Below are 21724 nucleotides of genomic sequence, written 5' to 3' on the forward strand. Positions count from 1 at the left end.
CGGTCACTTCCCCTCGGTGCGGTTGGCCCGCAGGTAGAACACCGCGAACACCGCGGAGATGATGATGAGGACGTTGCCGACGACCGCGCCGGCGCCGAAGTCCAGCTCCACGAAGGAGTTCTGGTAGGTGAGCGTGCCCAGGGTCTGGGTGGCGTCGGCGGGTCCGCCGTCGGTGAGGGCGAGGATCAGGTCGAGGATCTTGACCGTCGACATGAAGCCGAGCACCAGGACGACCGTGATCACCGGCTTGAGCATCGGCAGGGTGATGGAGCGGAAGGTCCGCCAGGCCGAGGCGCCGTCCAGGGCGGACGCTTCGTACAGCTCCTTGGGGATCTCCTGGAGGCCGCCGTAGAGGATGACCATGTTGAACGGGATGCCGATCCAGATGTTGACCAGGATCACCGAGAGCAGCGCCATGTCGGGGCTGGTCAGCCACGGGGTGCTGCCGCCCAGGCCCAGGGTGTCCAGGAAGGTGTTCAGTACGCCGGTGTCCTGGTCGAGGATGCGGCGCCAGACGATGCCGGACACCACCATGGGCACCAGCCAGGGCAGCAGGATCAGCGACCGCAGGACGCCGTTCAGGGGGAACCTGCGGTTGAAGAAGACGGCGAGGGCGAGGCCGATGCAGAACTGGCCGAGCAGGGAGCCGGCGGTGAAGACGAGGGTGTGCCACAGGGCCTTGCCGAACAGGACGTCCTGGAAGACGGACGACCAGTTGTCGGTGCCGTTGAAGGGGGCCTCGCCGGTGAAGAACGTCTTCGGCGTGTAGTGCTGGAAGCTCATCACGATGTTGCGGACGAGCGGGTAGCCGAAGAACAGCAGCATGAAGGCGACGGCGGGGGCGACGAAGCCCCACTGGGCGAGTCTGCGGCGCAGGCGCTGCCGGGCCGGGTCCGGCGCGGCGGACTTCCCGGAGGTCTGCGCGGACACCGGGGTGGTGACGGTGGACGTGGTCATGGCGCGTACCTCAGTTCCCGCTCGTGGCGCGCTGCTGGGCGCGCTGCAGGGCGGTTTCGCTGGACTGGCCGGTGAGGGCGGACTGGAAGGCGCTCTGCAGGGCGAGCGAGACGCCCGACCAGCCGGCGCCGAGCTTGGCGGTGCGGGACCGGGCGGCGGCGACCTGGTCGGCCAGCGCGTCCAGCTCGGGCACCTCCTGACGCCACTGCGCGGCGGCCTTCTCGTTGGCGGGGACCATCCAGCTGTTCAGGGCGTAGGTGAGCTGTTCCTTCTCGCTCGCCAGGCAGGCGACGATCCGGCCGGCCGTCCTCTCGCGCTCGGTGTCGCCGGTGTTGGGCACGGTGAGCACGGCGCCGCCGAGCGGTCCCACCGAGTCGGCGCCCGCCTCGGGGACGGGGATCTGCGCGATCTCCCAGTGCAGCGACTTCCTGGTGTTGAGGGTCTCGACCTGCCACGGGCCGTTGATCATCATGGCGGCGTTGCCGGCCATGAACTGGTCGTTCACGTCGGCCTGCGTCCAGTTGACCGTGGACTTGGACAGCGACCCGTCCTGGAGCAGCGCCTTCCAGTAGTCGAGCGCCTCGACGACCTGGGGGCTGTCCAGGTCCGTCTCGTCGCCGCCGTTGGACCACATGAACGGTGTGAACTGGAAGACGCCGTCCTCGGCGCCGCCCGCGCTGAGCGCCACGCCGTACCGGTTGCCCTCGGTGAGCTTCTTCGCCGCCTGGCGCAGCTCGTCCCAGGTGGTGGGCACCCGTACGCCCGCCTCGTCCAGGATGTCCTTGTTGTAGAAGAGCGCGAGGGTGTTCACGGAGCGGGCCGCTCCGTAGTACGTGCCCTTGTACGAGCCGAAGTCGACGATGCCCTCGGGGATGTCGTCGGTGGCCAGGCCCAGGGTGCGCAGGTCGACGAGGCCGCCGGCGTCGGCGAAGGTCGGCATCTCGGAGGCGTCGAACTGCACGATGTCCGGCAGCGACTTCGACGAGGCCATGCGCAGGGCCTTCGTCATCACCTGCGCGGCGGGGACGCTCTGCTGCTCGATGCGCACGCCCAGCTGCTTGCCGCAGCGGGCCATCGCCTCGGCGTCCCAGCGGTGGTAGGTCTCGTCGGTCGAGGAGTTCATCACGGTGTACACGTCGCTGTCGCGCTGCTGTGCGCAGCCGGTCAGCGCCGCTCCGGCGATGAGGACGGAGACGGCGGCGATCGACGTGACGGCTCCGCGCGAACGTCCGCGCGCGCGGTGTGCGGCAACCGGAGGATGTGCTGTCACGGTGGGTGCCCTTGCGTGGGGACCGGCTCAACCCGCGTTGAGCTGGTGACTCTTTCAGGAGACTGGTGAAGCGCTTCGACTCGAGGCGGCTCTCGTCGAGGTGTTGCTCGACGCTGCACCGGGTGTAATTTGTTTTGCCTGATTACTAATACGCCAGCGGAAGCCGGTCGCGCTAGACCCCCAGCGCTACGATCTGCTTGCGCCAAGGCGTGACAGGTCCTGCGTCTCCTGTCATAGTTCCTGGTCAGAAGCTTCCTTCCGAGCCTCTGCCGCCCTCCCCCTCCGAGGAAGACCATGAAATTCACCGACGGCTTCTGGCGCATCCGCGACGGCGTCCAGATCTCGTACGCCACCGAAGTGCGCGATGTGCGCGCGGAATCGAAGCGCTTCACCGGCTATGCCGCCGTGAAGAAAGTGACGCGCAGGGGGGACACCCTGAACGCGCCGCTGATCACGGTCGAGTGCTTCTCCCCCGCCGAGGGCGTGATCGGCGTCCGGGTCACCCACCACGCGGGCAAGTACCGGCCGGGCCCCGACTTCGCCCTCACCGGGGACGCGGACGGCGCGGGGACGGTACGCGAGGACGGCACCGTCACCGAGCTGACCAGCGGCCCCCTGACCCTGCGCCTGGACGGGGCCGGCCCCTTCGCGCTCACCTTCCACGACGCGGACGGACGCGAGCTGACCCGCGCCGGCGCCAAGAGCACCGCCTTCGCCACCACCGGCGAGGGAGCCCACCACGTGCTGAGCCGGCTCTCGCTCGGCGTCGGCGAGCAGGTCTACGGCCTGGGCGAGCGCTTCACCCCGTTCGTCAAGAACGGCCAGACCGTCGACGTGTGGCAGGCCGACGGCGGCACGAGCAGCGAGCAGGCCTACAAGAACGTCCCGTTCTACCTGTCCTCCCGCGGCTACGGCGTCTTCGTCAACCACCCGGGCGCCGTCTCCTTCGAGATCGGCTCCGAGTCCGTCGGGCAGGTCCAGTTCAGCGTCGAGGACCAGGCGCTGGAGTACTACGTCGTCGCAGGACCCACCCCGAAGGAGGTCCTCGGCCGCTACACGGCCCTCACCGGACGCCCGGCCCTGCCCCCGGCCTGGTCGTTCGGCCTGTGGCTCAGCACCTCCTTCACCACGTCGTACGACGAGGCGACGGTGACCTCGTTCGTCGACGGCATGGCCGAGCGCGGCATCCCGCTGTCGGTGTTCCACTTCGACTGCTTCTGGATGCGCGAGTACCAGTGGTGCGACTTCCAGTGGGACCCGGACGTCTTCCCCGACCCGGAGGGCATGCTGGCCCGGCTCAAGGAGAAGGGCCTGCGGATCAGCGCCTGGATCAACCCGTACATCGCGCAGAAGTCCCCGCTCTTCGACGAGGCCGCCGCCCTCGGGCACCTGGTGCGCCGCCCGAACGGCGACGTGTGGCAGTGGGACCTGTGGCAGGCCGGCATGGGCCTGGTCGACTTCACCAGTCCCGAGGCCCGCGCCTGGTTCCAGTCGAAGCTCAAGCCGCTGCTCGACCAGGGGGTGGACAGCTTCAAGACGGACTTCGGCGAGCGCATCCCCACCGATGTCGTCTGGCACGACGGCTCCGACCCGGAGCGGATGCACAACTACTACACCCACCTGTACAACCGGACCGTGTTCGAGCTCCTGGAGAAGGAGCGCGGGCAGGGCGAGGCGGTGGTCTTCGCCCGGTCCGCGACCGCCGGCGGGCAGCAGTACCCGGTGCACTGGGGCGGCGACTGCTGGTCGTCCTTCGAGGCGATGGCCGAGTCGCTGCGGGGCGGCCTGTCCCTGTCGCTGAGCGGGTTCGGCTTCTGGAGCCACGACATCGGCGGCTTCGAGGGCACGCCCGTCCCCGAGGTGTTCAAGCGCTGGCTCGCCTTCGGCCTGCTCTCCTCGCACAGCCGGCTGCACGGCTCCACGTCGTACCGGGTGCCGTGGGAGTTCGGCGACGAGGCGGTCGACGTGGCCCGGCGGTTCACCCTGCTCAAGCACCGCCTGATGCCGTACCTGTACGGCGCCGCCGCCGAGGCCCACCACACGGGCGTCCCGGTGATGCGGCCCATGGTGCTGGAGTTCCCCCGGGATCCGGCGTGCCGCCCGCTCGACCGCCAGTACATGCTGGGCCCCGACCTGCTGGTCGCGCCGGTGTTCAGCGAGGACGGCGAGGTGGAGGTCTATCTGCCCGAGGGCACCTGGACTCACCTGCTGAGCGGCGAGCGGGTCACCGGCCCGTGCTGGCGCACCGAGCGGCACGGCTACGACAGCCTTCCGCTGTACGTCCGCGAGGGCGCCGTGCTGCCGCTGGCCGGCGACGACTCCCGGCCCGACGGCGACTGGCTGGACGCCCCGGTCCTGCTCGTGCACCCGCCGGCCGCGGCCGACTACGCGGCCGAGGTCACCGTGCCGGACACGGCGGGGCTCCCGGCCGCGGTGTTCCGGGTCCGGCGGGACGGCGACGTCCTGCGGGTCACCGCGTCCGGGACCGGCCGGCCGTTCACGGTGCGCGTGCCCGGCGGGGCCGAGGCACAGGGTTCGGGCGAGGTGACGCTGCCGCTGGGGTGACCGGGTCACGTGCCCGGGTGACTGCCCGGGCCGCCCCCGGGACCCGCGAGGGGGGTCGGTGAGAGGGCCGCGGGCTCCTCACCGGCCTCCAGCAGGGTGTCCGCCGCGCCCACGATCAGCGGGTCCGGCTTGCCCAGGGCCTCGTGGTCCTTCGCCGGGTAGTCGCAGCGGTCGAGGAGGCTGCGCATGGCCTCCAGCCGGCCCCGGCGCTTGTCGTTGTTCTTCACGACCGTCCACGGCGCGTGGGGCGTGTCCGTCGCCCGGAACATCTCGATCTTGGCCTCGGTGTAGTCGTCCCAGCGGTCGAGCGAGGCGAGGTCCATCGGCGACAGCTTCCAGCGGCGCACCGGGTCGACCTGGCGGATCGCGAACCGGGTCCGCTGCTCGGCCCGGGACACCGAGAACCAGAACTTCACCAGCATGATGCCGTCGTCGGTGAGCAGCCGCTCGAACAGGGGCGCCTGCTGGAGGAACTGGCGGTACTCGTCGTCCGTGCAGAATCCCATGACCCGCTCGACGCCCGCGCGGTTGTACCAGGAGCGGTCGAAGAAGACGATCTCGCCGCGGGCCGGCAGGTGCGCCACGTAGCGCTGGAAGTACCACTGCCCCGCCTCCCGCTCGGTCGGCTTCTCCAGGGCGACCACGCGGGCACCGCGGGGGTTGAGGCGTTCCATGAACCGCTGGATGGTGCCGCCCTTGCCGGCCGCGTCCCGCCCCTCGCAGAGCACCACGATCCGCTGGCCGGTGTCCTTGACCCACCGCTGCATCTTCAGCAGCTCGATCTGCAGGATGCGCTTGGTGCGCTCGTACTCCGCCCGGCGGATCCTGCGGTCGTAGGGGTGGTTCTCCCGCCAGGTCTCGATCGGGGTGCCGTCGGCGTCGAGCAGCACGGGCCGCTCCGGGCGCCGGTCGTCCACCTCCAGCCCGTGGAGCAGGTCGTCGCCGTCGGTCCCGGCATCCGTCCGGCCGTCCGTCCCGTCCGTGTGTTCGGCCGTCACGTCGCCTCCCGCGTCCGTACGAGTGCGTCACAAGAAGCGTATGCCCACCGGGCGTTTCGCGGTGATGCGGGCGCGGGACCCGGGAAGGAGCAGGATCGGGCGGAACCCGTGCGCGAGCGGCGTCTTCCGTCCATGTCGAGGCATCTCATGCAGGCACTGGTACCCGGACGAAGGGGACGCACGACGTGCAGATCGATCTGAAGGGCCGTACGGCGCTGGTCACCGGCTCCACCCAGGGCATCGGCGCGGCGATCGCCACCGGGCTGGCGCGGGCGGGCGCCCGGGTCGCGGTCAACGGGCGCTCCGCCGAGCGCGTACGGGACAGCGCCGCCGCCCTCGAACGGGAGGTGCCCGGCGCCGACGTCGTACCGGTCGCGGCGGACGTGACCACCGAGGCGGGCGCCGAGCGGATCGCCGAGGCGCTGCCGCGGGTGGACATTCTCGTCAACAACCTCGGCGTCTTCGGCTCCGCCGACCCGCTGGAGATCACCGACGAGGAGTGGCGGCGCTACTTCGAGGTGAACGTCCTGGCCGCCGTGCGGCTGACCCGGCTGTTCCTGCCGGGCATGACCGGGCGCGGCTGGGGGCGCGTCCAGTACATCGCCAGTGACTCGGCGGTCGTCACCCCCGCCGAGATGATCCACTACGGCATGTCCAAGACGGCGCTGCTCGCGGTGAGCCGCGGTTTCGCCAAGAAGGCGGCGGGCACGGGCGTCACGGTGAACTCGGTCATCGCCGGGCCCACCCACACCGGCGGGGTGGAGGACTTCGTCTACGAGCTGGTGGACCGCGGCCTCCCGTGGGACGAGGCGCAGCGCGCCTTCATGCGCGAGCACCGGCCGCAGTCGCTGCTGCAACGGCTGATCGAGCCGGAGGAGATCGCCCACATGGTCGTCTACCTCAGCTCGGAGCAGGCCTCCGCGACGACCGGCGGGGCACTGCGCGTCGACGGCGGCTACGTGGATGCGATCCTGCCCTGAGAGCGGGCGGCAGTCAGCGCAGGAGCAGCTGGACGAGGGCGAGGGTGCCGATCACGACGATGACGGCGCGCAGCACCGCGGGGCTGAACCTGCGCCCGGTCCTGGCGCCGAGCTGGCCGCCGAGGGCGGATCCGGCCGCGATGAGCGCGACGGCCGTCCAGTCGAAGTCGGCGACGAAGAGGAAGAAGGCCGCCGCGACCGTGTTGACGATCGCCGCGAGCACGTTCTTGACGGCGTTGAGGCGTTGCAGCGGCTCGTCGAGGAGCAGGCCCATCAGGGAGATGTAGATGATGCCCTGCGCGGCGGCGAAGTAGCCGCCGTAGACGCTGGCCAGGGCCAGGCCGGCGGAGAGCGGCCGTCCGCCGTCGCGGCGGGAGGGGTGTCCCTCCGCGCGGCGGGCGCGCACCTTCCCGGCGATCAGGGGCTGGAACGCGACGAGGAGGAGGGCGAGCCCCACCAGGGTGGGCACGATGGTCTCGAACGCCTCGGCGGGCAGGGCCAGCAGGAGCGTCGCGCCGCAGAGTCCGCCCAGCGCGGCGCCGACGCCGAACTTGCGGACGCGCCGGCCCTGTCCCGCGAGTTCCCTGCGGTAGCCGATGGCGCCGCTGACGGAGCCGGGGATCAGTCCGAGCGCGTTGGAGACCGTGGCGGTGACGGGGGACAGCCCGGTGGCGAGCAGCACGGGAAAGGTCACCAGCGTTCCCGAGCCGACGACGGCGTTCATGGCGCCGGCGCCGACGCCCGCCGCGAAGACGCCGGCCATCTCCAGCGGCGTCACGCCGTGGCTCCGGCCGTGTCGTCGCCGCCCGAGGGTGTCCGGCGCCGGCCCTGGTCCGAGGAAACGTTCATGTGAGGACGCTAGCCCGCGGACCCTTCGGTGATCACCGGAGGATCAGGAGAGCCTCGCCACACCCGCGTAGATGCCGCTGTCCTCGGGGGGCGGCGGCGGGGTCGTGCGGAACCACTCCGGTGCGGTCACCAGGCCGGGGTCGACCAGTTCCAGGCCGTCGAAGAAGCGGGCGACCTCGGCGCGGGTGCGGAAGCCCAGGCGGATGCCGGCGCGGGCGTACTCGGCCGTGACCTGCTCGGCCAGCTCGGAGTGGAGGTCGGAGGCGGCGTGCGACAGCACGAGGTAGCTGCCCGGCGGCAGCGCGGCCCGCAGCTCGCCGACGATGCCGAGGGGGTCCTGGTCGTCGGGGAGGAAGTGCAGGAGGGCGATCAGGGAGAGCGCGATCGGGCGCTCGAAGTCGAGCACGCCGCGGGCGTGCCGGAGGATGCCGCCCGGGTCGCGCACATCGGCCTGGATGTAGTCCGTGGTGCCCTCGGGGCTGCTGATCAGCAGGGCCTCGGCGTGCCGCAGCACGATCGGGTCGTTGTCGGTGTAGACGACCTTCGCGGCCGGGACCACGCCCTGCACGATCTGGTGCAGGTTCGGCTCCGTGGGGATGCCGGTGCCTATGTCGAGGAACTGGTCGACGCCCTGCCCGGCGAGCCAGGCGGCCGCCCGGTGCATGAACCGGCGGTTCTGGCGGGCGGCGTCGCGCGCCTGGGGCGGCAGCTTCTCCCCCACGGCCTCGTCGACCGGGTAGTTGTCCTTGCCGCCGAGGAGCCAGTCGTAGACCCGCGCGGGGTGCGCCCTGCTGGTGTCGATCCGCGGAGGGGTGGGGGGTGTGCCCGTCGACATGGCGGAGTCCGTCCCTGAAGTGGCTCGGGAGTGCCTGACGATCATCAAGTCTCGCACACACAACCGGTGTACGGGGGTCAGGAGTTCGATCGTCGGGCGGGGTCCGGCGGCGGTGCCGTGCTGGCCCTCGGCACCAGCCGGGTCGGGACGAGGGTGGTGCCCCGCTCGGGGCCGCCCTGCCGCATCTTGCTCAGCACCGCCTGGACGCAGAGCCGGCCCACCTCGGCGAAGTCCTGGTGGACGGTGGTCAGCGGGGGCAGGAAGGAGGACGCCTCGGGGATGTCGTCGAAGCCGATGACGCTGACGTCCTCGGGCACACGCCGGCCGCGCTCGTGCAGGGCGCGCAGCAGGCCGAGCGCCATCTGGTCGTTGGCGGCGAAGACGGCCGTGCACTCGTCCCGGGCCGCGAGTTCGAGGCCGGCCCGGTAGCCCGAGTCCGCCGACCAGTCGCCCCGGACGAGGGGCGGCGGCACCCGTCCGGCCTCGGTGAGGGCGGCGCGCCAGGCGTCCGTGCGGCGCTGAGCGGCGAACGAGTCCTCGGGGCCGCCCAGGTGCCACACCGTGCGGTGGCCGAGGCCGAGCAGGTGCTGGACGGCGGTACGGGTGCCGCCCGCCTGGTCGGTGTCGACGACCGTGTAGTGGTCGCCGGCGTCGGAGTCGACCACCACGACCTGGACGTGCGGGGGCAGGGTGACCGTCGCCGCGTCCAGGAGGTGGACCTCCATGATGACGATGACGGCGTCGACGGCGAGTTCCTCCAGCCGGGAGAACGCCCCGCGCACCTCGTCCTGGGTGGGCACGGCGACCGGCAGCAGCGTCACCGCGTAGCCCTCGCGCGCGGCGGAGGTGGCGATCGCCTCCAGGGTGCGGACGTTGCCGGTGGTGGAGAGGGTGAAGGTGATGACGCCGATGGTGCGGAACTCACCGCGTTTGAGGGCGCGGGCCGCGCTGTTGGGCCGGTAGCCGAGCTCCTTCATCGCGGCCAGCACCTGGCGGCGGGTCTCCTCGGTGACCCCCGCGTAGCCGTTGGAGACGCGGGAGACGGTCTGGGACGAGACCCCCGCCAGGCGGGCCACGTCGGCCATGGAGGCCGTGGCCCGGGCGCCGCCCCGGGTACGGCGCGCACCGCCGGCCGCGGTGGCCGCCCCGGCGCCGGGGCCGGGCGCGTTCGCCGGCGTTCTCTCGGCCGTGTCCACTCGCCGTCAGCCGCCTTCCTGTCACTGCTCGCGTCACGGTTTCCCAAGGGACCCTTGACCGTCCTCAGGAGGGCGGTGTAAACATGCCGCCATCCGATGTTTACGTAAACATAACAGCTCGCCGGCCCTTCGCGGCAGCCGATGTTTACGCAAACATCACGTGCAGGGGGCATGCCGTCCGGCTCACGCGCCGGGCAGCCGCCGGTCCGGAACGGTGACGAGCGAGGAACGACATGACGACGCTGCAACCGCCGGTGGACGCCGAGCCGAGGCCGGCGCCTCCCCCGGCGAGACGGGACCGCCGTTCCTGGACGGGATGGGGCTTCATCGGTCCCTTCGTGGCCGTGTTCGCCCTGGTCTTCCTGGCACCGATCGCGTACTCGGTCCATCTGAGCCTCTTCCGGGACCGGCTCATCGGCGGGACCACCTTCGTCGGCCTCGACAACTACCAGCAGGCGCTCCAGGACGACCGGTTCTGGGCGGCCCTCGGCCGGGTCTCGCTCTTCCTGTGCGTCCAGGTCCCGATCATGCTCGGCATCGCGCTGCTGGTGGCGCTGGCCCTGGACAGCGGCCGGCTCTACGGCAAGAGCTTCTTCCGCATCACGATCTTCCTGCCGTACGCGGTGCCCGCGGTGGTCGCCACCCTCATGTGGGGCTTCATGTACGGCACGAAGTACGGCCTGGTCGGCGACATCAACGGGGCGTTCGGCGTCACGCTGCCCGACCCGCTCTCCCCCGACCTGGTGCTGGCCTCCATCGGCAACATCGTCACCTGGGAGTTCGTCGGCTACAACATGCTGATCTTCTACTCGGCGCTGCGCGTCATCCCGAACTCCCTGTACGAGGCGGCGGAGATCGACGGCGCCGGACAGATCCGCGTGATCACCGCGATCAAGCTGCCCGCCATCCGGGGCGCCCTGGTCATCGCGACGATCTTCTCCATCATCGGCAGCTTCCAGCTGTTCAACGAGCCGAACATCCTGCGTCCGCTCGCCCGCAACGCCCTCACCACCGACTACACGCCGAACTTCTACACGTACTCGCTGTCCTTCAACGGCCAGCAGCACAACTACTCCGCGACGGTGGCCATCATCATGGGCCTGATCACGATGGTGATCGCCTACGTCGTGCAGCTGCGCGGCATGCGCAAGGGAGCGTGACCCGATGAGCAGCCCTCTCACCACCGCCGCCCCGGCCGCCCCCGCCAAGGCCTCCGGCCGTGCCGCGCCACGGCTGCGCACGACGCGCCGGCACTCCGCCGGCAAGCCCCGGCGCAGCGTGCTGCTGACCGTGCTGACCTCCCTGGTCGTCCTCTACACCGTCGTGCCGCTGGCCTGGCTGGCCGTCAACGCCACCAAGACGCAGGCGGGTCTGGCCGACTCGTCCGGGATGTGGTTCGCCGACGACTTCGCGCTGTGGGACAACCTCCGCGACACGTTCACCTACCACGACGGCGTGTTCACGCGCTGGCTGCTGAACACCCTGCTGTACGTGGTGCTGGGCGCCGGCGGGGCCACCCTCCTCGCGGTCCTCGGCGGCTACGCGCTGGCGAAGTTCGACTTCCCCGGCAAGCGCGGCGTCTTCGCCACGGTCATCGGCGCGGTGGCGGTGCCCGGCACGGCCCTCGCGGTACCCACCTTCCTGATGTTCAGCGAGATGGGCCTGACCGACACCCCGTGGGCGGTGATCATCCCCTCGCTGGTCTCGCCGTTCGGCCTGTACCTGATGTGGGTGTTCGCCACCGAGGCCATCCCCACCGAACTCCTCGAGGCCGCCCGCATCGACGGGGCCGGCGAGGCGCGCACCTTCTTCACCGTCGCCCTCCCGCTGCTCGCCCCCGGCATCGTGACCGTGCTGCTGTTCACCACGGTCGCCACCTGGAACAACTACTTCCTGCCGCTGATCATGCTCAAGGACCCGGACTGGTACCCGCTGACGCTCGGTCTGAGCGCGTGGAACTCCCAGGCCGAGACCGTCGGCGGCGAGGTCGTCTTCAACCTGGTGATCACCGGTTCGCTGATCACCATCCTGCCGCTCATCGCCGCGTTCCTGCTGCTCCAGAAGTACTGGCAGTCGGGTCTCGCCGCGGGCAGCGTCAAGGAGTGACCGCGCGGCCCCCGGCCGCCCCCTCGGATCCGCACCCTCGCACCACCGCCCTCACCCCGTCCCGCCCACGAAGAAGTGGAAGCACCCTCATGCGCAGAAACACCGGCCGCCTGCTGCGCGGCATCGCCCTCGTGTCCGCCATGGCCCTGGGAGCCACCGCCTGCGGCGGCTCCGACGACGGCTCCACCGGCGAGGCGGTCTCCGCCTCGGACGTCCAGGCGGCCCTGAAGAAGGGCGGCACGGTGACGGTGTGGGCCTGGGAGCCCACGCTGAAGACGGTCGCCGCCGACTTCGAGAAGAAGTACCCGAAGGTCAAGATCAACCTCGTCAGCGAGCGGTCGGGCGACAAGCACTACACCGCGCTGTCGAACGCGATATCGGCCGAGAAGGGCGTCCCGGACGTCGCGCAGGTCGAGTACTTCGCGGTGAACCAGTACGCCCTCGGCAAGGGTCTCACCGACCTGGCCCCCTTCGGCGCCGACAAGCTGGCCTCGAAGTACACGCCCGGTCCGTGGAACGCCGTGAGCGAGGGCGAGGCGGTCTACGGCCTGCCGATGGACTCCGGCCCGATGGCGATGTTCTACAACAAGAAGGTCTTCGACAAGCACAAGATCGCCGTCCCGACGACCTGGGACGAGTACGTCGACGCCGCGCGCACGCTGCACAAGGCCGACCCCAAGGTCTACATCGCCAACGACGCGGGCGACGCCGGCTTCACCACCAGCATGCTGTGGCAGGCCGGTGCCCGTCCGTACAAGGTCGACGGCACCGACGTGAAGATCGACTTCAGTGGCGCGGAGGCCGAGAAGTACACGGACACCTGGCAGCAGCTCATCGACGAGAAGCTCCTCGCCCCGGTCAACGGCTGGACCGACGAGTGGTACAAGGGCCTGGGCGACGGCACCATCGCCACCCTGACCACCGGTGCCTGGATGCCCGCCAACTTCGTCAGCGGCGTGCCGAGCGCGGCCGGCGACTGGCGCGCGGCCCCGATGCCGGCCTGGACCGAGGGCGACAAGACCAGCGCGGAGAACGGCGGCAGCTCGCTGACCCTGCCCTCGCTCGGCAAGAACAAGGAACTCGCCTACGCCTTCGTGGAGTACGCGAACTCCGGTGACGGTGTCCACACCCGCGTCGAGCAGGGCGCCTTCCCCGCCACCAAGGCGGAACTGCAGTCCGCCGACTTCCAGAGCACCAAGTTCGACTACCTCGGTGGCCAGGAGGCGAACAAGATCTTCGCCGAGTCCGCCGCGAACGTCGCCGGCGACTGGTCGTACCTGCCGTTCCAGCAGTACGCCAACTCGGTCTTCAACGACACGGTCGGCAAGGCCTACGTCTCGGGCACCACGCTCGCGGACGGCCTGAAGGCCTGGCAGGACGCCTCGGTGAAGTACGCCGAGGAGCAGGGCTTCACCGTCGAGAAGTAGCACCCGTCGGGCGGCGCGCACCATCCCGCGCGCCGCCCGGCGCCCCCACCCGGAAGGACCGCCATGATCTCCACCCTCCTGTCCCGCACCGGCGGGGCGGACGGTGCCCCCGCCCCCCGTCTCGTCTACGGCGCCGACTACAACCCCGAGCAGTGGCCCCGCACCGTGTGGGAGGAGGACGTCCGGCTGATGCGCGAGGCCGGCGTGAACCTCGTGTCCGTGGGGATCTTCTCCTGGGCCCGGCTGCAACCGGCCGAGGACACCTGGGACTTCGCCTGGCTCGACGAGGTGATGGACCTGCTGCACGCCGGCGGCGTCGGCGTCGACCTCGCCACCGCCACCGCCTCCCCGCCGCCCTGGCTCACCACCGCCCACCCGGAGATCCTCCCGGTCACGGCCACCGGCGAGACCCTGTGGCCGGGGGCGCGCCAGCACTGGCGGCCCACCTCGCCCGTCTTCCGCCGGTACGCGCTGCGCCTGGTCCGGGAGCTGGCGACCCGCTACGCCGGTCATCCGGCGCTCGTCGCCTGGCACGTCAACAACGAGCTGGGCTGCCACAACGTCTACGACTACTCCGACGACGCGGCCCGTGCCTTCCGCGACTGGCTGCGCGCCCGCTACGCCACGCTGGAGGAGCTCAACACCGCCTGGGGCACGGCCTTCTGGTCGCAGCGGTACACCGACTGGGAGCAGATCCTGCCGCCGCGGCTGGCCGCCTCCCACCCCAACCCCACCCAGCAGCTCGACTTCAAGCGCTTCTCCTCGGACGTGCTCAAGGAGCACCTGCGCGCCGAGCGGGAGATCCTGCGGGAGCTCACCCCGGACGTCCCCGTCACCACCAACTTCATGCTGACGGGCGGCATCAAGGGCATGAACTACCCGGACTGGGCGGGCGAGGTCGACTTCGTCTCCAACGACCACTACGTCCACCCCGGCCCGCAGGACCGCGACGAGCTGTCCTTCTCCGCCAACCTCACCAGCGGCATCTCCGGCGGGCGGCCCTGGTTCCTGATGGAGCACTCCACCAGCGCCGTCAACTGGCAGCCCGTCAACGTGGCCAAGCGCCCCGGTGACCTGGCCCGCGACTCGCTGCTGCACGTCGCCCACGGAGCCGACGCGGTCTGCTTCTTCCAGTGGCGGCAGTCGGCGGCGGGCGCCGAGAAGTACCACTCGGCGATGGTCCCGCACGCCGGCGCGAACAGCGAGCTGTTCCGCGCGGTGGCCGCGCTCGGCGCCACCCTCGAGACCCTCGCCCCGGTCACCGGGTCCGAGCGGGAGCCCGCCCGGGTCGGCATCCTCTACGACTGGGAGTCGTGGTGGGCGAGCGAGCAGGACTCCCACCCCACCTCCCTGCTCGACTACCGGCAGGAGGCGCTCGACTGGTACTCGGCGCTCCTCGCCCTCGGCGTCCGCGCCGACCTCGTCACCACCCGGGCCGACCTTCACCGCCACCAGGTGCTGATCGCCCCTGTGCTGCACATGGTCCCCGCCGGCCTGGCGAAGGCCCTCACCCGGTACGCCGAACAGGGCGGCCATCTGATCACCACGTACTTCTCCGGTGTCGTCGACGAGCACGACCACGTCTGGCTCGGCGGTTATCCCGGCGCCCTGCGGGATCTGCTCGGCATCCGCATCGAGGAGTTCGGCCCGCTGCTCGCCGGTGACCGTGTGGAGCTCGACGACGGCACGACCGGCACCCTGTGGACCGACCGGATCACCGTGACCGATGCCGGGACCGAGGTCCTGGCCCGCTACCGCACCGGCGAGCAGGCGGGCAGGCCCGCCGTCACCCGGCGGCCGGCGGGCGGGGGTTCCGCCGCGTACGTGTCCACCCGGCTCGGTGTCGAGGGGCTCACCGCGCTGCTGCCCCGGCTGCTGGAGCCGGCCGGCGTGGAGAGCGAACTGCCCGCCGAGGTACGGGGGCTGGTCGAGCCGGTCGTACGCCGGGGTCACGGGGTCCGGTTCCTGTTCCTGGTGAACCGCACCGACGGCACCGTCCCGGTGCGCGGTCTCGACGGGGAGGTCCTCGTCGGCACCACCGGCGCCGACGGCGTCCTCACGCTCGGGCCCCGCGCGGTCGCCGTACTGCGGCAGCCGGCCGCCTGACACCCGCCCCCACCACTCCCCCGGAACGGCACGCACCCGTTCCGGGGGCCGTCCCCTCCCGCCGCGGCAGCCGGTGCGGCGGGAGGGTCCACCGAAGCGCGACCACACACCTCCATGTTGGGAGCACACCGATGGCACGCCGCACCCGCACCAGACGGCTCCTCACGGCCACCGGGCTCACCGCAGCCCTGGCCACCGGGACCGCCCTGATCCCCGGGCCGACGTCCGCCGCCCAGGCCGCGGACCTCCCCTCCGTCACCGTCCGGCCCGACCCCTCCTACCAGCAGGAGGAGTTCGAGGGCTGGGGCACCAGCCTCGTCTGGTTCGCCAACGCCACCGGCGACTACCCGCCTCAGATCCGCGAGAAGCTCGCACGGCTCCTGTTCGGCGACGACGGCCTCGCCCTGAACATCGCCCGGTACAACATCGGCGGCGGCAACGCCCCCGACGTGAAGGACTACCTGCGGGCCGGCGGCGCGGTCGAGGGCTGGTGGAAGGCGCCCGCGGGCACCACCCGCGAGGACACCGACTGGTGGGACGCCGAGGACCCCGCCGACTGGAACGAGGACGCCGACGCCACCCAGCGGTGGTGGGTGGACCGCATCAAGAAGGACATCACCCACTGGGAGACCTTCAGCAACTCCCCGCCCTGGTTCATGACCGTCAGCGGCTACGTGTCCGGCGGGTTCGACGCCACCGCCGACCAGTTGAAGACCGAGTCGGTCGACGACTTCGCCGCCTACCTGGCGGGCGCCACCAAGCGGCTGGAGAAGGCGCACGGCATCAAGGTCGACACCGTCGACCCCTTCAACGAACCGAACACCAACTACTGGAGCACTCGCCTCGGCGCGGACGGCGAACCCGTCGGCGGACGCCAGGAGGGCGCCCACATCGGTCCCGGACTCCAGGAGAAGGTGCTCCACGCGCTCGCCCCGGCGCTGAAGAAGGCGAGGACCAAGGCGGAGATCTCCGCCATGGACGAGACCAACCCGTCGATCTTCGCGCAGAACTGGAACTCCTACTCGCCCGAGGCGCGTGACCTCGTCGGCCAGATGAACGTCCACACCTACGGCACCGGTCAGCGCACCACCGTGCGCGACATCGCCAAGGCCGAGGACAAACGGCTGTGGATGAGCGAGGTCGAGGGCGACTGGGGCGACGGACAGAGCTTCACGGACATGCGCCCCGGTCTCGGCCTCGCCCAGCGCATCGTCGACGACCTGCGCGAACTGGAGCCGCGCGCCTGGGTGTTCTGGCAGCCCGTCGAGGACCACGACAACATGAGGCCCGGCGGCGAGTCCGCCGAGGGCGGCAACTGGGGCGAGATCCAGCTCCCCTTCAGCTGCACCTCGGAGGACACCCTCGAGACCTGCCCGATCCGCACCAACACCAAGTTCGACACCGCCCGCAACTTCACCCACTTCATCAAGCCGGGCGACCGGCTGATCAAGGTGGACGACACCTCCAGCGCGGCGGCGGTGACGAAGAACGGCAAGGGCGCCTCGCTCGTCCACGTCAACAGCACCACCGAGGCGCGCGACGTCACCCTCGACCTGTCCAAGTTCCGCACCGTCGGCCGGAACGCGACCGTCACGCCCGTGGTGACCAGCGCCGACGGCAAGCTGGAGCGGCACCGGCCGATCAAGGTCACCGACCGTGCGGCCACCTTCACCGTGCCCGCACAGTCGGTGACGTCCTTCGTCGTCAAGGGCGTCTCCGGCGTCGCGAAGGACGCCCCGCTGCTGCGCAAGGGCCACACGTACACCCTGACCGGCGTGCAGAGCGGCAAGGCGGTCACCGTCGCGGACGACGGCACGCACCTCGTCATCGGCACCGGCGACGGCTCCGCCTCCCAGCGGTGGCGGCTGAGCGCGGTGCGCCCCGACGACGGCGTGCGGGAGCGCTACGAGTTCACCAGCCCGGTGGACGGCGAGCGGCTGGCCGTGCGCGACGACGTCCCGGTGACCGAACCGCACACCGGCGAGCGGGACCCGGCCGCCGAATGGATCATGTCCACGACGGGCGACGGCACCTGGACCCTGGTCAACGCGGCCACCGGCCGCCTCCTGGAGGTCGGCGGGCAGGCCACGCACGAGGGCGCCGCGGTCACGACGTGGCAGCCCAACTCCGGTTCCAACCAGCGCTGGACGGTCACGGACGTCACGGACTGACCGGTCCGTCCGCGTCCGGCCGCACCACCGCCCGGTGGTGCGGCCGGACACCGACGCCGACCGGGAGCGGAGCCACCGGCCGCCGGACACCGCGCGGAGCCGAGCGGGTCCGGGCGCCGTTCACCGGGCTCCGGTCTCCGCGCCGATGGTCACCACGCGGGCCCAGTCGGGCGGGGTGTCCGGTACGTAGTCGGGGTCGTCCTCGTCCCATGACTCCCCCACGCGGGGGAACAGGCCCACCACCGTCCGGCACGGTGGCCGGGTGTCCGGCCAGGGTGTCTGTCCGTCGGTGAGGACGACCACGACATCCGGCCGGAGCCGGGACCCGAGGGCCCTGGCGAAGCCGCTCCGCAGGTCCGTACCGCCACCGCCCGTCAGCGGTATGCCCTCGGCGCCGCACAGCCGGTGCACCCGGCCGGCCGCCGCGTCGCAGGACACCACGGAGACCATGTCGCGGCGGCCGCCCACGGCCCGGGAGATCGCGGTGACCTCCAGCAGCGCGCTGCCCAGTTCGGTGTCGCTGACCGAGCCCGAGGTGTCGATGACGACCGCCACCCGGGGCGGGGTGCGCCGCAGACTCGGCAGTACGGCACCGGGCACCCCGGCCGACCGCCGGGACGGCCGCCCGTAGCTGTAGTCGTCCCCTGCGCCCGAGCCGGAGACCGCCGAGCGGAGCGCCGCGCCCAGCAGGTCCCGCCAGGGCTGCGGCGGATGGAACGCCTTCTCCGCCCACCGCCGCCAGCCCTGCGGCGCGTCGCCCGGCCGGGCGTTGATGCCCTGCGCCACGCGGAAGCGCACGGCGTCGCGTTCCTGCTCACTGAGCCCGTGGGCGCCGTCCGGGCCGAGGTCCCAGTCCCGTGCGAGTCCGTCGGCGCCGCTGCCGCAGTCCAGCCAGACCAGGCCCTGGGTGTACGGGCCGAGCGTGAACTGGCGCAGGTAGTCCTCCATCAGCTCTCCGGAGGTGAGCCCCAGGGTGCTCGGCAGCACCACGTCCTCGGGGCGTGCCAGCCCGTCGCCGTAGATGTCGTCGTTGATCTCGCAGTCGGCGGCGATGTTCATCCGCAGCCGCTCCCCCGGGCCGTGCAGTCCGCGTTCGCGGGCGACGCGGTCGCTGCGTCCGTGGTGGTCGCGCAGCAGGTGCGACACCTCGTGCACCCAGACGCCGGCGAGTTCCTCCTCCGGTGTGGCGGCCACGAACGCCGGTGAGACATAGCAGCGCCAGTGCCGGTCGACGGCCATCGTGGGGACGCGCCGGGACTCGACGGGGTGCAGCGCGAACAGTGCCGTGGCGAGGTAGGGGCGGGCGCGGGCGGCCTGCAGCCGGGCGGTGAGCAGCTTGTCGAGGTCGAGCGCGGGGGCCGGGGTCTTCGGCGGGCGGGTGGTCATCGGCCCGCCGCCGCTCCGGCCGTGACGCGGGCCGCGACCCGGTCCGCGCGCCGGGACAGGGCCACGGCCGAGGTGAGCCGTTCGATCGTCACCGGTACCTCCCAGTCCTCGCGGCGCAGGGTGGCGAGGGTGGTGGCGGGGACGACGACCAGGTCGGGCGCGCCGGTGTCGACCGCGCGGGCGAGGAGCGCCCAGGCGGCGTCCCAGCGGGACCTCTCGGGGCGGGCGCGCACGGCGGCCACCACCGCGTCGAGCACGGCCTGGCGCAGATCGCCCCGCTCGGGCAGCTCGGCGCCGGCCGGGTCGGCGAGCAGCGTCTCGGGGTCGGGGAGGTCCAGCCGGTCCAGGCTCGCCAGGAGTTCCAGGCCGGGTCCGTCACCGACGGTGCCGCGGACCAGCAGGGAGAGGATGTCGCGGGAGGAGCCGGCCGCGGTCGCGAAGGCGATCAGGGTCAGGGTCATGTCCCAGCTGCGCGGGGAGGGCCAGGGGCCGCCCCGGCGGGTCTCGCCGTCGGGCAGCCGGTGCACGAGCGCGGGCCGCGCGGTGAGGAACGCGCACACCGCGCGCCGGGCGAACGCCACCGCCTCGGTGAGCTTCCCCGGGTCGAGGCGGGGCAGGGTGGCGCGGGGCCAGGTCCCGCCGAGGCCGCGGACGACGACCTCGGGGTCGTGGGTCCAGTTCAGGTGCACGAACCGGTTGGCCAGCGGCGGGCTGAGTTCCCAGCCGTCGGCGGCCGAGGCGCGCGGGTTGGCGGCGGCCACGATCCGTACGCCGGGCGGCAGCCGGAGGGCGCCGATCCGCCGTTCCAGCACCAGCCGCAGCAGGGCGGCCTGGACGGCGGGCGGCGCGGTGGACAGTTCGTCGAGGAAGAGCAGGCCCCGGCCGGCCCGGACCAGGCGCACGGCCCAGTCCGGCGGGGCCATGGGGACGCCCTGTTCGGCGGGGTCGTCGCCGACGACGGGCAGCCCGGAGAAGTCGGACGGCTCGTGGACGCTGGCGATCACGGTGGTCAGGGGGAGGCCGAGGGAGGCGGCGAGCTGGTTCAGGGCGGCGGTCTTGCCGATCCCCGGCTCGCCCCACAGCAGGACGGGCAGGTCGGCGGCGACGGCCAGGGTCAGGGCCTCCAGCTGGACGTCGGGGCGGGGTTCGGTGGAGGTGTCGCGCAGGAGGGTGAGCAGGTCACCGGCGACGTCGAGTCGGGAGGGAGAGGCGGAAAGGGCGTGCGAGGACATGGGTGATCACCCGTGGTGTGTGAGAGGGCGCAGGTATGGAAAGGGCCGGGGACGCGAGTCCCCGTGGTGTCAGTCGCAGATCGCGTGGCGCGGGCGGGACCGGTGGTGGCCGGGGCGGGGAGGGGCCGGGAGGCCGAAGCGGGGCGCGGGTTCACTCATTCCCGACCGGTACAGCCCGTGCAGGATCCGCCGCCGCGCGGCCGCTTCGAGTGCGTCCCGCAGCGGGCCGTCGCGCAGGTGTGCCGCGGGGCCCAGCAGGCCCTCGACGACGGCCAGCGCACCGGCGGTGTCACCGTGGTCCAGGCGTTCCCGGACGCCGGTGAGACAGTCGGGACGCCGGTGCGCCCGGTCGACGGCCCGCAGGCAGGGGAGCGGGGTGCCGGTCAGGGCGACCAGCAGCTCCTCCCGCCTGAGCTCGTCCGGGTCGTGGTCCAGCGGCGCCAGTACGCCGTCGACCAGGCCGATGCGGTGCTGTGCTCCCCGGCACTCCACGAGCTGCGGCCGTCCTGCCGGTGCCGGTGTCCGGGGCGGGCCGGCCGGCGCGTGCCCGGGGACGAGCGCGGAGGCGACCAGCGGGTGCAGCCGGCCGGGCTCGATCGCCCCGGCACGGAGCAGTTCCAGGTCGGGCAGGACGTAGGCCGCCGCTTCGGGCAGGACCGGCAGCGTGGTGGCGGAGCCGTCGGTGGGGGCGTGCCCGATGCGCAGGGCGGGTGCCGCACCGCCCTGGTCGTCCTCGGTGAGGTCCAGGCGCAGCCGCTGCCGGACCCCGATGCGCACGGTGACGGCACCGCTGGTGCGCCCGGCGTCGCGGAGCACGATCCGCGTCTCGTCGGCCCAGCGGTCGACGGCGCAGTGGTGCCCGGGCACCAGCGGCACCGACCGGTCCCGGTGTCCCGCCCGCGGGCCGGCGCCGGCCCGGAACGGCAGTTCGCCGGACCTGCGCGCGTCCCACAGGTGACGGTGCAGGTCGAGGCGGAACCGGGGGCTGGGGCGCGCCCGCGGGTGCCGGGCGGCGCCGGCCCGGAGGCGGTCGCCGTCCCACAGGGCGAGGCTGATCCGCTGACCGCCCTCCGCCCAGGCGGGCGGCGTGCGGACCACGAGGTACACCGGGTCCTGATGGCCGTAACGGGCCAGAGCGACGGTGAGGCCGGGGCGCAGCAGTCCGTCGGGGGCGACTCTCGGCATGTGCCAGCGCAGCAGGTCGGGCGCCAAATGCCGTAGGTCGTCCCGGACTTGGGCCGTGAGCTCCCGGCCGTGGGTGCGGGTCAGGAGACGCAGGTCCAGATCGACGTCGACACCTGCGGCGGCACACGCCCCCGCCCAGTCGCCGGCGTGCCGGCGGGCGGTCGCGGTCTCGATCATGGAGGGCGGCACGGCGTACTCACGTACGCGCCGCCAGAGGGAAAGGCGGGAGTTCCCGTTCGCTGTCGGTGGATGCATCAGCACTCACCTTGCGTGGACGGGACCTCCCATCCGAGAACAGATTGAGTGGTCATCGCGGCGAGCATAGCCCTCCGCGCGACGATCTGTCAGGTGCCTTTCGCCGTCGGCGGTGGTACGCCTCCGGCTCGGCCGTCAGAGTGACCGGGGCTCCTGATCTGCGCACGGGGGTGCTCCTCGGCGGGTTCCGGTACGTGCGGTGGTGC

Annotated in this window: 16 protein-coding genes; 7 read left to right on the top strand and 9 right to left on the bottom strand. The window is 72.0% G+C overall.

Annotated elements, in window-relative coordinates:
* Nucleotides 1-3: 3 nt before the first annotated feature.
* Nucleotides 4-957 (bottom strand): carbohydrate ABC transporter permease, encoded by a 954-nt coding sequence (locus IH50_RS0119365; protein ID WP_030863469.1) that lies wholly within the window; start codon nt 955-957, stop codon nt 4-6.
* 10 nt (nt 958-967) lie between these two features.
* On the bottom strand, nt 968-2227 hold the full coding sequence (locus tag IH50_RS0119370) for an ABC transporter substrate-binding protein (RefSeq protein WP_030863471.1): 1260 nt from the start codon (nt 2225-2227) through the stop codon (nt 968-970).
* Between the two features lie 294 nt (nt 2228-2521).
* Here IH50_RS0119370 and yicI point away from each other — a divergent pair, with 294 nt between their 5' ends.
* Complete coding sequence (yicI, locus tag IH50_RS0119375; protein ID WP_030863473.1) at nt 2522-4792, top strand: alpha-xylosidase; 2271 nt, start codon at nt 2522-2524, stop codon at nt 4790-4792.
* 5 nt (nt 4793-4797) lie between these two features.
* On the opposite strand, the gene ppk2 is transcribed toward yicI, so the two are convergent.
* The gene (ppk2, locus tag IH50_RS0119380) at nt 4798-5790 is read right to left on the bottom strand and encodes a polyphosphate kinase 2 (RefSeq protein ID WP_030863475.1); all 993 of its coding nucleotides are present in this window, start codon (nt 5788-5790) and stop codon (nt 4798-4800) included.
* Between the two features lie 185 nt (nt 5791-5975).
* Between ppk2 and IH50_RS0119385 the strand changes: the two genes are divergently transcribed.
* Nucleotides 5976-6770, top strand: a complete 795-nt coding sequence (locus IH50_RS0119385) for an SDR family NAD(P)-dependent oxidoreductase (RefSeq protein ID WP_030863478.1) — start codon at nt 5976-5978, stop codon at nt 6768-6770.
* Nucleotides 6771-6783: 13 nt separating this feature from the next.
* Here the strand turns inward: IH50_RS0119385 and IH50_RS0119390 are convergent, their stop codons facing one another.
* The 3 genes from IH50_RS0119390 to IH50_RS0119400 form a co-directional block, all read right to left on the bottom strand.
* Nucleotides 6784-7548 carry a sulfite exporter TauE/SafE family protein gene (locus tag IH50_RS0119390; protein WP_030863482.1) on the bottom strand — a complete coding sequence of 255 codons (765 nt, stop codon included), beginning with the start codon at nt 7546-7548 and terminating at the stop codon, nt 6784-6786.
* Nucleotides 7549-7662: 114 nt separating this feature from the next.
* Nucleotides 7663-8454 carry an SAM-dependent methyltransferase gene (locus IH50_RS0119395; RefSeq protein ID WP_030863483.1) on the bottom strand — a complete coding sequence of 264 codons (792 nt, stop codon included), beginning with the start codon at nt 8452-8454 and terminating at the stop codon, nt 7663-7665.
* Between the two features lie 77 nt (nt 8455-8531).
* The gene (locus tag IH50_RS0119400) at nt 8532-9539 is read right to left on the bottom strand and encodes a LacI family DNA-binding transcriptional regulator (RefSeq protein ID WP_030863486.1); all 1008 of its coding nucleotides are present in this window, start codon (nt 9537-9539) and stop codon (nt 8532-8534) included.
* Nucleotides 9540-9883: 344 nt separating this feature from the next.
* On the opposite strand from IH50_RS0119400, the gene IH50_RS0119405 reads away from it, so the two are divergent.
* The 5 genes from IH50_RS0119405 to IH50_RS0119425 all read left to right on the top strand — a co-directional run bounded on the left by IH50_RS0119405 (nt 9884) and on the right by IH50_RS0119425 (nt 17460).
* Nucleotides 9884-10810, top strand: coding sequence for a carbohydrate ABC transporter permease (locus IH50_RS0119405; protein WP_030863488.1), 927 nt, complete (start codon nt 9884-9886; stop codon nt 10808-10810).
* Between the two features lie 4 nt (nt 10811-10814).
* Nucleotides 10815-11756, top strand: coding sequence for a carbohydrate ABC transporter permease (locus IH50_RS0119410; protein WP_030863491.1), 942 nt, complete (start codon nt 10815-10817; stop codon nt 11754-11756).
* Between the two features lie 89 nt (nt 11757-11845).
* On the top strand, nt 11846-13183 hold the full coding sequence (locus IH50_RS0119415) for an ABC transporter substrate-binding protein (protein ID WP_030863494.1): 1338 nt from the start codon (nt 11846-11848) through the stop codon (nt 13181-13183).
* A gap of 63 nt (nt 13184-13246) precedes the next feature.
* Complete coding sequence (locus IH50_RS0119420; protein ID WP_030863496.1) at nt 13247-15289, top strand: beta-galactosidase; 2043 nt, start codon at nt 13247-13249, stop codon at nt 15287-15289.
* 131 nt (nt 15290-15420) lie between these two features.
* Complete coding sequence (locus IH50_RS0119425) at nt 15421-17460, top strand: RICIN domain-containing protein (RefSeq protein ID WP_030863498.1); 2040 nt, start codon at nt 15421-15423, stop codon at nt 17458-17460.
* A gap of 120 nt (nt 17461-17580) precedes the next feature.
* On the opposite strand, the gene IH50_RS0119435 is transcribed toward IH50_RS0119425, so the two are convergent.
* The 3 genes from IH50_RS0119435 to IH50_RS42060 form a co-directional block, all read right to left on the bottom strand.
* Nucleotides 17581-18846 (bottom strand): DUF2201 family putative metallopeptidase, encoded by a 1266-nt coding sequence (locus tag IH50_RS0119435; RefSeq protein WP_030863501.1) that lies wholly within the window; start codon nt 18844-18846, stop codon nt 17581-17583.
* Nucleotides 18843-20078 carry an AAA family ATPase gene (locus IH50_RS0119440; RefSeq protein ID WP_030863503.1) on the bottom strand — a complete coding sequence of 412 codons (1236 nt, stop codon included), beginning with the start codon at nt 20076-20078 and terminating at the stop codon, nt 18843-18845. Before IH50_RS0119440 ends, IH50_RS0119435 begins: the two co-directional genes overlap by 4 nt.
* A 69-nt stretch (nt 20079-20147) precedes the next feature.
* On the bottom strand, nt 20148-21518 hold the full coding sequence (locus IH50_RS42060; RefSeq protein WP_030863505.1) for a hypothetical protein: 1371 nt from the start codon (nt 21516-21518) through the stop codon (nt 20148-20150).
* Nucleotides 21519-21724 lie beyond the last annotated feature (206 nt).

Source organism: Streptomyces sp. NRRL S-37 (genome assembly GCF_000721605.1).
Lineage (GTDB): Bacteria > Actinomycetota > Actinomycetes > Streptomycetales > Streptomycetaceae > Streptomyces.